The organism is Ralstonia sp. GX3-BWBA (assembly GCF_003290055.1).
Lineage (GTDB): Bacteria > Pseudomonadota > Gammaproteobacteria > Burkholderiales > Burkholderiaceae > Ralstonia > Ralstonia holmesii.
Genome location: NZ_QMKS01000018.1, coordinates 24,566 through 34,934, shown reverse-complemented (window position 1 = coordinate 34,934; position 10,369 = coordinate 24,566). Strand labels below are relative to the sequence as shown.

Annotated in this window: 9 protein-coding genes; 1 reads left to right on the top strand and 8 read right to left on the bottom strand. The window is 63.5% G+C overall.

Going from position 1 to position 10,369, the window contains the following annotated elements; translation table 11 throughout:
• Positions 1–186: 186 nt before the first annotated feature.
• From rpsJ to DOD19_RS17280, 6 genes are all read right to left on the bottom strand, one after another.
• Positions 187–498 (bottom strand): 30S ribosomal protein S10, encoded by a 312-nt coding sequence (gene rpsJ, locus DOD19_RS17305; RefSeq protein WP_004634473.1) that lies wholly within the window; start codon positions 496–498, stop codon positions 187–189.
• Positions 499–604: 106 nt separating this feature from the next.
• Complete coding sequence (tuf, locus tag DOD19_RS17300) at positions 605–1,813, bottom strand: elongation factor Tu (RefSeq protein ID WP_024977884.1); 1,209 nt, start codon at positions 1,811–1,813, stop codon at positions 605–607.
• A gap of 83 nt (positions 1,814–1,896) precedes the next feature.
• Entirely contained in the window at positions 1,897–4,023 is a 2,127-nt protein-coding gene (fusA, locus tag DOD19_RS17295) for an elongation factor G (RefSeq protein WP_024977885.1), read from the bottom strand.
• 114 nt (positions 4,024–4,137) lie between these two features.
• Positions 4,138–4,608, bottom strand: a complete 471-nt coding sequence (gene rpsG, locus DOD19_RS17290) for a 30S ribosomal protein S7 (protein WP_004634470.1) — start codon at positions 4,606–4,608, stop codon at positions 4,138–4,140.
• Between the two features lie 186 nt (positions 4,609–4,794).
• On the bottom strand, positions 4,795–5,172 hold the full coding sequence (gene rpsL / locus DOD19_RS17285) for a 30S ribosomal protein S12 (RefSeq protein ID WP_003265519.1): 378 nt from the start codon (positions 5,170–5,172) through the stop codon (positions 4,795–4,797).
• A gap of 298 nt (positions 5,173–5,470) precedes the next feature.
• Positions 5,471–6,730: an MFS transporter gene (locus tag DOD19_RS17280; protein WP_112186828.1), complete on the bottom strand. Its 1,260-nt coding sequence runs from the start codon at positions 6,728–6,730 to the stop codon at positions 5,471–5,473.
• 99 nt (positions 6,731–6,829) lie between these two features.
• Here DOD19_RS17280 and DOD19_RS17275 point away from each other — a divergent pair, with 99 nt between their 5' ends.
• On the top strand, positions 6,830–7,750 hold the full coding sequence (locus DOD19_RS17275) for a LysR family transcriptional regulator (RefSeq protein ID WP_024977887.1): 921 nt from the start codon (positions 6,830–6,832) through the stop codon (positions 7,748–7,750).
• Here the strand turns inward: DOD19_RS17275 and recQ are convergent.
• A complete protein-coding gene (recQ, locus tag DOD19_RS17270) occupies positions 7,747–9,660 on the bottom strand; it encodes a DNA helicase RecQ (RefSeq protein ID WP_112186826.1) in 1,914 nt (637 codons plus the stop codon). The genes DOD19_RS17275 and recQ overlap by 4 nt on opposite strands.
• A gap of 112 nt (positions 9,661–9,772) precedes the next feature.
• Positions 9,773–10,363, bottom strand: a complete 591-nt coding sequence (locus tag DOD19_RS17265; protein WP_024977889.1) for a methyltransferase domain-containing protein — start codon at positions 10,361–10,363, stop codon at positions 9,773–9,775.
• Positions 10,364–10,369 lie beyond the last annotated feature (6 nt).

The window sequence follows — 10,369 nt, the reverse complement described above, 5'->3', positions numbered from 1 at the left end:
GCCCACTCCCCTGACTAAAGGGGTAGCCCTACAATATATCCCGGTTACGGACAACATGCAAGAGCGTTTGCCGAATGATGGTCCGGGCATCGTGCGCAATGCAACATTCCGCGCCCAAAAGCAAAACGGCGAGCACTTAGCTCGCCGTTTGCCCGTTACCGGAGTGATCCGGCAGCGTTGTCTTGCTTATTGCAGCTTGATCTCGACGTCCACGCCAGCCGGCAGGTCCAGCTTCATCAGCGCGTCGACGGTCTTGTCCGTCGGATCGACGATGTCCATCAGGCGCTGGTGCGTACGGATCTCGAACTGGTCGCGGCTGGTCTTGTTGACGTGCGGCGAACGCAGAACGTCGAAACGCTGGATGCGGGTCGGCAGGGGCACCGGGCCCTTAACGATCGCGCCGGTGCGCTTGGCGGTTTCAACGATTTCAGCGGCCGACTGGTCGATCAGACGATAGTCGAAAGCCTTCAGGCGGATACGGATCTTCTGGTTCTGCATGATGTTTCCTTAAAGAGCATGGCGGCCGGGCCGCCTGTAGATTGAAAGAGCGATGCAACAGGCGATGCGCCGCCCCCTTACGAGGAACAGCGCATCGATCCGCCTTTTACTTCAGGATCTTGGCAACGACGCCAGCACCCACGGTACGGCCGCCTTCACGGATAGCGAAGCGCAGACCTTCTTCCATGGCGATCGGGGCGATCAGCTTGACGGTGATCGACACGTTGTCGCCCGGCATGACCATTTCCTTGCCTTCCGGCAGGGCGATCGAGCCAGTCACGTCCGTCGTACGGAAGTAGAACTGCGGACGGTAGTTGTTGAAGAACGGCGTGTGACGGCCACCTTCGTCCTTCGACAGGATGTAGACCTCGCCCGTGAATTCCGTGTGCGGCTTGATCGAGCCCGGCTTGGCCAGCACTTGGCCGCGCTGGACGTCTTCGCGCTTCGTACCGCGCAGCAGAATACCGACGTTGTCGCCAGCTTGACCTTGGTCGAGCAGCTTGCGGAACATTTCCACGCCCGTGCAGGTCGTCTTGTCGATCTTCGGCTTGTCGCCGTCCATGGCGATACCGACGATTTCGATTTCTTCACCGACCTTGACGACGCCGCGCTCGATACGGCCGGTCACCACGGTGCCGCGACCCGAGATCGAGAACACGTCTTCCACCGGCATCAGGAACGTGCCGTCAACAGCGCGCTCCGGCGTCGGGATGTAGGTGTCCAGTGCGTCGGCCAGGTTCATGATGGCCACTTCGCCCAGTTCGCCCTTGTCGCCTTCCAGCGCCAGCTTGGCCGAACCCTTGATGATCGGGGTGTCGTCGCCCGGGAAGTCGTACTTCGACAGAAGTTCGCGCACTTCCATCTCGACCAGCTCCAGCAGCTCGGCGTCGTCCACCATGTCGCACTTGTTCAGGAAGACGATGATGTACGGCACACCAACCTGACGGGCCAGCAGGATGTGCTCACGCGTTTGCGGCATCGGGCCGTCAGCGGCCGAGCACACCAGGATGGCACCGTCCATCTGGGCGGCACCGGTGATCATGTTCTTGACGTAGTCGGCGTGGCCCGGGCAGTCAACGTGCGCGTAGTGACGGTTAGCCGTTTCGTACTCGATGTGCGCGGTGTTGATCGTGATGCCGCGCGCCTTTTCTTCCGGCGCTGCGTCGATTTCGTCGTACTTCTTCGCGGTACCACCGAACTTGCTCGACAGCACGGTTGCGATCGCTGCGGTCAGCGTCGTCTTGCCGTGGTCAACGTGACCAATCGTACCAACGTTCACGTGCGGCTTGGTCCGCTCGAACTTTTCCTTTGCCATGTCAGCTCCTCAATTCGGAATCGGCTAATTACTAGATTTGGATGCGGGCGGCACGCACACGCGCGCCGCCCAAAACACGTGGATTACTTCGTACCCTTGGCAGCCATCACAGCTTCGGCGATGTTCTTCGGTGCCTCAGCGTATTGCTTGAATTCCATGGTGTACGTGGCGCGGCCTTGCGTCTGCGAGCGCAGCGACGTCGAATAACCGAACATTTCCGACAGCGGGACTTCGGCCTTGATGATCTTGCCGCCGCCCACCATGTCGTCCATGCCCTGCACGATGCCGCGGCGGGACGACAAGTCGCCCATCACGGTACCCGTGTAGTCTTCCGGCGTTTCCACTTCCACAGCCATCATCGGCTCGAGCAGAACCGGGGTGGCGCGGCGCATGGCTTCCTTGAAAGCCATCGAGCCGGCCATGCGGAACGCGTTTTCGTTCGAGTCCACGTCGTGGTACGAACCGAACGTCAGCGTGACCTTCACGTCCACCACCGGGAAGCCCGCCAGAATACCGGCCGGCAGCGTGTCGACGATACCCTTCTCCACCGCCGGGATGTATTCGCGAGGAATCACACCGCCCTTGATGGCGTCGACGAATTCGAAGTTCTTGCCAGCCTTCTTCGCCTCGTCATCCGCCGGTTCCAGCGTGATCACAGCGTGACCATACTGACCACGACCGCCGGACTGCTTGACGAACTTGCCTTCGACGTCTTCAACCTTCTTGCGGATGGTTTCGCGGTAGGCAACTTGCGGGGCGCCAATGTTGGCTTCCACGCCGAATTCGCGCTTCATGCGATCGACCAGAATTTCGAGGTGCAGCTCGCCCATACCCGAAATGATGGTCTGGCCCGATTCTTCATCGGTGCGCACGCGGAACGACGGATCTTCAGCAGCCAGGCGGTTCAGGGCGATACCCATCTTTTCCTGGTCAGCCTTGGTCTTCGGCTCGACAGCCTGCGAAATCACCGGCTCCGGGAACACCATGCGCTCGAGAATGATCGGAGCGGTCGGATCGCACAGCGTGTCACCCGTAGTAGCGTCCTTCAAACCCACTGCAGCGGCGATGTCGCCTGCCAGCACTTCCTTGATTTCTTCGCGCTGGTTGGCGTGCATCTGCAGAATACGGCCCAGACGCTCCTTCTTCTGCTTCACCGGGTTGTACACGGTGTCGCCCGAGTTGATCTTGCCCGAGTAGACGCGGAAGAAGATCAGCTGACCAACGAACGGGTCGGTCATGATCTTGAACGCCAGCGCCGAGAACTTTTCGTTGTCGTCTGCCTTGCGCTCGAGCTTCTTTTCTTCGTCGTTTTCGTCAATGCCTTGAACCGGCGGAATGTCGACCGGCGACGGCAGGAAGTCGATCACGGCGTCGAGCATGCGCTGCACGCCCTTGTTCTTGAACGCGGTGCCGCACAGCATCGGCTGGATTTCGCAGGCGATGGTACGGTCGCGCAGTGCCTTGACGATCTCAGCACGGGTCAGCTCTTCGCCGCCCAGGTACTTTTCCATCAGCTCTTCGCTGGCTTCAGCGGCCGACTCGACCATCTTCTCGCGCCACTCATTGCACGTGTCAACGAGTTCTGCAGGGATGTCGGTGTATTCGAACTTCACGCCTTGGCTGGCTTCGTCCCAAATGATCGCCTTCATTTCCAGCAGATCGACGACGCCTTGGAAACCATCTTCAGCGCCGATGGGCACCACGACGGGCACCGGGTTGGCCTTCAGACGGGTCTTCAGTTGGTCGTAGACCTTGAAGAAGTTCGCGCCGGTACGGTCCATCTTGTTGACGAACGCCAGACGCGGCACCTTGTACTTGTTGGCCTGACGCCAGACGGTTTCCGACTGCGGCTGCACGCCACCCACTGCGCAGTACACCATGCACGCGCCGTCCAGCACACGCATGGAACGCTCCACCTCGATGGTGAAGTCCACGTGGCCCGGGGTGTCGATGATGTTGAAGCGGTGCTCGGGGTAGTTGCCGCCCATGCCCTTCCAGAAGGCGGTGGTAGCAGCAGACGTAATGGTGATGCCGCGCTCTTGCTCCTGCTCCATCCAGTCCATGGTGGCAGCGCCATCATGCACTTCACCGATCTTGTGGTTCACACCGGTATAGAACAGGATCCGCTCGGTCGTGGTGGTCTTGCCGGCGTCGATGTGAGCGGAAATACCGATGTTACGGTAGCGCTCAATGGGGGTCTTACGAGCCACGGTTAATCCTCAGATTCGTCAACGGGGCGCCGGCCCGTGGCCAAGCGCCCCTAATACAAATGGGCGAGATGTGCGCACACAGCCCGCCCAGCAACCAACAACGTCTCGCGTCGCTTAGAAGCGGAAGTGCGAGAACGCCTTGTTGGCTTCAGCCATGCGGTGCACTTCGTCGCGCTTCTTCATGGCGCCGCCGCGGCCTTCCGAGGCTTCGAGCAGCTCACCAGCCAGACGCAGGGCCATCGACTTCTCGCTGCGCTTCTTCGCAGCTTCCCGCAGCCAACGCATCGCCAATGCCAGACGACGCGACGGCCGGACTTCGACCGGCACCTGATAGTTGGCGCCACCAACACGACGGCTCTTCACTTCGACCACCGGCTTGATGTTGCCGATAGCCAGCGTGAACACCTCGATAGGCGCCTTGCCTGCTTTCTTCTCGATCTGGTCGAACGCACCGTAGACGATACGCTCAGCCACCGACTTCTTGCCGTCCAGCATCAGGACGTTCATGAACTTGGCGACTTCCACATTGCCGAACTTCGGGTCCGGCAGAATTTCCCGCTTGGGGACTTCACGACGACGTGGCATCTTCTTTCCTTCTCTGTTCAGTTGAGAACCGCTTCGGTTCTCCGGCCACCAACTAGCTTGTCTTCCAACAATCTGAGCCGGGTGACCACTTACTCGACGGTGCCAGTGCGGTCAAAAAACGCACCGTTGTACCGCCTGCTCATGACAAGACCGTGACCGCAAAAGCGGCGCGATCTCACGGACGACTTAGGCCGCCTTCGGACGCTTCGCGCCGTACTTCGAACGCGCTTGCTTACGATCCTTGACGCCTTGCAGGTCAAGGGAGCCGCGCACGATGTGGTAACGCACACCCGGCAAGTCCTTCACACGGCCGCCGCGGATCAGCACGACGCTGTGTTCTTGCAGGTTGTGGCCTTCACCGCCGATGTACGAAATGACTTCGAAACCGTTGGTCAGGCGCACCTTGGCGACCTTACGCAGTGCCGAGTTCGGCTTCTTCGGCGTCGTGGTGTACACGCGGGTGCACACGCCGCGACGCTGCGGGCAGTTCTCAAGTGCCGGGCTCTTGCTCTTCAGCTTTTCCGAGACGCGGGGCTTGCGAACCAGTTGATTGATGGTTGGCATTGTTCAATCCAGCTTGGTTTTTGAAAAATCGCCGGTTCACGTAACGTGAACGCCTCATTTGTGAGGCGGACGGCGCAATCGGGTTTTATGGAAGTGGCGAGCAGAACGCTCTGAAGGGAGGACCTGCGGGAACAGATCAAGACCAAAGAGCGCGAGCCCGTCTGGTTCAGATGTCTTGCACAGCGCTTTGCCGGGCATGGACGCGCAAAACCAGAAGCCAAAAACTCGAATCTGGCACTATAGCGGGCTGTCTTGCAAGCGTCAAGCGCGCCACCAGTCTGGCGACGCGTGAGGAAGGTCAGCAACGGCGCGGTGTGGCGCCAATGGCACGCGGCGCACTCGCCGGCCACACAAAGACGAGGGCAGCCGCCGCCACAAACGCGAGGGCGAGAACGGATACGCCGATCCATCCGCCACCCGCCCACGCCACGCCGGCCAGTCCACCGCCTGCGGCCGCACCAAAGAAGAATGCTCCGGTGTACAAACCATTCACGCGCCCGCGAATCTCCGGTGACAGCGTGTTGACCATGTAGCGGCCGAGCGCCTGGTCGCCGATGGCACCGAAGTCGAGCAGAAGCGCCGCGGCCACCAGCATCGTCAGCATGGCGGGGACGCTTAGGCCTGGCAGCAGGGCCGAAGCCAGCGCTAACAGCAAACCCGTCGCCGCACTGGCATGCGCGAGCAGCGTGCCCACGCGCACCAAACCGCGATCCGCCAGCCGTCCGGCAATCGGCGCGGCCACAACACCAGCCGCGCCGCACAGCGCGAAGATGCCGATGCCGTTTTGCGAAAGATGGAACGGCGCTGCCGCCAACCGCAGGGCCACAGCGGTCCAAAACAGCGTAAACGCGGCCATCAGCAAGGCCTGGGTGGCGGCGCGGCGGCGCAACAACGGTTCGCTCCGCAGCAGACGACCGTACGAGCCCAGCAGCGCGCCGTACGACAGCGTGCGCGGCGGCACGAAGGTCGGCATCACGCGCGGCAGGAAGACGGCCAGCACGGCAATCGCCACCGCCGATGCGCCGTAGAACGCTCGCCAGCCCCACTGCGCCGCAATCAGGCTGGCCGCCGGGCGCGACAGCAGAATACCCAGGTTCAGGCCGATCATGATGTCGCCGAGCACGCGCCCGCGCCGGTGGTCGGCGGCCAGGCGGCCCGCCAGCGCAATCAGCATCTGAATGACAGTCGACGTGAGGCCGATGGCAAAGGCGGCGAGCATCAGCACCTGGCCACTGTGCGCGACGGTGGTCAGCGCCAGCGAAGCCACCGCGCCCCACAGCGTGCGCGAGGCGAGCGCGCGGTTGTCCTGCAGATCGGTCAGCGGCATCAGCAGCAACAGGCCAATGCCGTAGCCGATGAGCGTCGCGGTGACGAGCAGCCCGGTGGCGGCCGTGGTCCAGCCGATGCTCGCGGCGATCTCGGCAACGAGCGGCTGGATGCCGAACAGGTTGATGACGATGAGCCCGACGGCGGCGGCAAACAACGGTGTGGCACTGCGGGGCAGCCGGTCGGCGGCTGGCGGGTTGGAAACGGCAACGGCAGGAGCTTCGGTAGTCATGATGAACAGGACATAGGATCGGAGCACCCATCGTAGCCAGCCGATTCGCGCAGATTAAGGTAGCCTCTGGCGCAATATTGTTTCCACAGGCGCGCAAATATGGACCGACTCTCTGACGTGGCGATCTTCGTGCAGGTAGTGGAACGCGGCAGCTTGTCGGCGGCGGCGGATGCGATGGGTATGTCCCGCGGTGTGATCAGCAAGGCGCTGGCGCGACTGGAGGCTCGGTTGCAGACGCGCCTGCTGCAACGAACAACGCGGCGCCTGTCGCTCACCGAAGCGGGCGCGGCGTTCTTCGAGAAAAGCCGCGAGGGCCTGGCGCTCGTCGATGCGGCAGAGCAGGCCGTGACCGCCTTACGCGACGAGGCGCGCGGCACGCTGCGGGTGTCCGCGCCGGCCTCGTTTGCGGTGACATTGCTGGCGCCGCTGCTGGGCGCATTCCAGGCGCGCTACCCCGCCGTGCAGATCGATCTGGACATGAACGACCGCTACGCCGATCTTGTCGCTGGGCGCATCGACGTGGCGATCCGCATCGGCATGCTGGAGGATTCTTCGCTGGTGGCGCGGCGGCTGGCGAGTTGCGCGCACGCCATCTACGGGGCGCCGTCGTATTTTCGCGAGCGGGGCATTCCGCAATCGCCGGAGGATTTGCGCGACCACAACTGCCTCGTCTACGCCAACTACGACGGGCCGCACGACTGGGTGCTGACGGACGCCGCCGGCCAACGCCACATCGCCCATGTGAATGGTTCGATGCTGGCCAACAACAGCCTCGTGCTGCGAGAGGCGGCACGTTCAGGGTTGGGGGTATCGCTCGGGCCAGCGTATCTGGTGCGCGACGATATTGCGGCCGGCCGCTTGCAGGCGGTGCTGACGAACTACGCCGCGCGGGAGGTGCCGCTGCACGCCGTCTTCACGCAGCGTGTGCACCTGCTGCCGAAGGTACGGGCGTTTGTCGATTTTTTGGGTGACCACATCCGCAGCACCGGCGTGATGGGTCCATTGCCGCCGTCCGCTTAAGCCTGCTCGCGGCATTTCTCCAGCACGTCGAGCAGCGCCTGGCCGTAGCGGTCCAGCTTTGCCATGCCAATGCCCGGCAGCTCGCCGAGCGCCTCGCGCGAATCCGGATCGGTCTCGGCAATGCGCGCGAGTGTGGCGTCGTGGAAGATCACATAGGCGGGCACGCTGTGCTCACGCGCGGCCTGCGTCCGCCAGGCACGCAACGCCTGCCAGCGGACCTGCGCCTCCGAGGAAAGCTCGGCGGCCGGATCGGCGCGACGCTCCTTCTTCGTCGACGATGAGGACGAGCCACGCACCTTCTCGGCCTGACGTCGCAGGATCACCGACTGCGCGCCCTTGAGCACGGGGCGCGCCGCGTCGGTCAGGATCAGCGCGCCGTGGCCGCCGTGATCCACCGCGAACAAGCCCTGCGCGACCAACTGTCGGAACACGCCGCGCCACGCGGCTTCGGACAGATCGCTGCCGATGCCGAAGGTGGAGAGCGTCTCGTGGTGCCACTGTTTGATGCGCTCGGTCGCATTGCCGCGCAGGATATCGATGAGCTGGCCAGCGCCAAAGCTCACGCGACTGGCCTGCTGCACGCGGTATGCGCAGGACAGCGCCATCTGCGCCTCGCGCGTGGCGTCCCAGGTTTGCGGCGGAGTCAGGCACGTATCGCAGTTGCCGCACGGCTGGCTGCTTTCACCAAAGTACGCAAGCAGGGCCACACGGCGGCAGCTTGCGGCTTCGCACAGGCCGAGCAGCGCTTCGAGCTTGGCGGTTGATACGCGCTTGTGCGCATCGTCCGCATCAGACTCGTCGATCATGCGGCGCTGCTGCACCACATCGGCCAGTCCATACGCCATCCACGCGTTGGCCGGCATGCCGTCGCGACCTGCGCGACCGGTTTCCTGGTAATAGCCTTCCAGGCTCTTGGGCAAATCCAGATGCGCAACGAAACGCACGTCGGGCTTGTCGATGCCCATGCCAAAGGCGATGGTCGCCACCATCACGACGCCCTCCTCCTTGCGGAAAATCGCCTGATGGCGGGCGCGCACTTCAGAGTCCATCCCGGCGTGATACGGCAGCGCGCGGATGCCCTGCTCGGCCAGCCACTGCGCGGTCTCCTCCACCTTCTTGCGCGACAGGCAGTAGACGATGCCGGCGTCGCAGGTGTCGCCATCCATGTGCTCGGCGCGGATGAAGCGCAGCAACTGCTGACGCGCGCTGTCCTTCTCGACGATGGTGTAGCGGATGTTCGGACGGTCGAAGCTGGAGAGGAAGACGCGCGCGTCCGTCAACGCCAGCCGCTCAACGATCTCGTCGCGCGTGACGGCATCGGCCGTGGCGGTGAGCGCAACGCGAGGCACGTGCGGGAAACGCTCGTGCAGCACGGAAAGCTGGATGTACTCAGGCCGGAAATCGTGCCCCCATTGCGACACGCAGTGCGCTTCGTCGATGGCAAACAGGCCGATGCGCGATCGCTCAAGCAAGTCGAGGAAGCGCGGCGTCATCAACCGTTCGGGCGCGACGTAGACGAGATCCAGCCGCCCAGCAGCCAGGTCTCGCTCGACCTGGGCGGCCTCGGCGCCCGTCAGCGCGGAGTTGAGGTATGCAGCGCGCACGCCGGCCTCTTCCAACGCGGCCACCTGATCCTGCATCAGCGCGATCAGCGGCGAAACCACAATGCCTGCGCCCTGCCCGCGCCGGTGCCGCACGAGCGCCGGGATCTGATAGCAGAGCGATTTGCCGCCGCCGGTAGGCATCAGCACAAGGCAATCGCCGCCGTCCGCCACATGGGTGACGATTTCCGCCTGTGGGCCGCGGAAAGCGCTGTAGCCGAACACATCGTGCAGCACCGCATGCGTAGCGGCGGCGGTGTCTTCGGGCAGCGCCTGCAGCGCGTGGTCTATGGCGGGAGAGTCGTACATCGGGGCGGCGGGTGCGCGCGGTGTCACGCGCGGGCTGGGCGAAACCGCTATTGTGACAAACCCCGCCGAGGGGTGGTCAATCAGGACACTCGGATTGTGGGCAACGCTGCGGTTAAACCTTGCGTGCAACGATGCGATGGATCGTCCGTCCCGACGACTGGCTGACAGCCGCCTCGTCAAAGACCAGTTCGGTGCCGGCCAGCGCCTGGCGCACGGGCGTCGCATCGAACGACGTGAACAGCCGGCCGCGCCCATCGCGCTGGTCGGCGTCCGGCGTGACGCGCCAGCTCAGGTACAGCGTGCCATCCGAGCGCAGCAACGACACCAGGCGCTCCACCGACGCGCCAATCTGCTCGGGCGGCAAATGCATGATGACGGTCTCGCAGAGGACGTTGTCGAACGCGCCTTCGGCAATACCGACCAACTCGGGCAGCAGCGCCTGCCGGAAAGACAGCCCTGGATACTGCTCGCGCGCCGCTTCCAGCAGCCCGGCGGACGCGTCGTAGCCGACGGCCGGATAACCGTTAGCGTTGAGCCACGCCACCTCGCGCCCTGCGCCACAGCCGATGTCGGCGGTGGCGCCGCCCGCCTTGAACTCGCGGCGCAGCAACGCGTACAGGTCTTCAGGCGCGGGCTGCTCGCGCCACTCCTGCGCGAAGGTCTCGGCTAGGGTGTCGTAGACGGCAACGGTCTGCGTATCCATGGCGAC

Bases quoted from the DNA above. Each gene is read 5' to 3' on its own strand.
- DOD19_RS17265 (WP_024977889.1), bottom strand. From the start codon at position 10,363: ATGGATACGCAGACCGTTGCCGTCTACGACACCCTAGCCGAGACCTTC.
- tuf (WP_024977884.1), bottom strand. From the start codon at position 1,813: ATGGCAAAGGAAAAGTTCGAGCGGACCAAGCCGCACGTGAACGTTGGT.
- DOD19_RS17275 (WP_024977887.1), top strand. From the start codon at position 6,830: ATGGACCGACTCTCTGACGTGGCGATCTTCGTGCAGGTAGTGGAACGC.
- rpsJ (WP_004634473.1), bottom strand. From the start codon at position 498: ATGCAGAACCAGAAGATCCGTATCCGCCTGAAGGCTTTCGACTATCGT.
- recQ (WP_112186826.1), bottom strand. From the start codon at position 9,660: ATGTACGACTCTCCCGCCATAGACCACGCGCTGCAGGCGCTGCCCGAA.
- rpsG (WP_004634470.1), bottom strand. From the start codon at position 4,608: ATGCCACGTCGTCGTGAAGTCCCCAAGCGGGAAATTCTGCCGGACCCG.
- DOD19_RS17280 (WP_112186828.1), bottom strand. From the start codon at position 6,730: ATGACTACCGAAGCTCCTGCCGTTGCCGTTTCCAACCCGCCAGCCGCC.
- rpsL (WP_003265519.1), bottom strand. From the start codon at position 5,172: ATGCCAACCATCAATCAACTGGTTCGCAAGCCCCGCGTCTCGGAAAAG.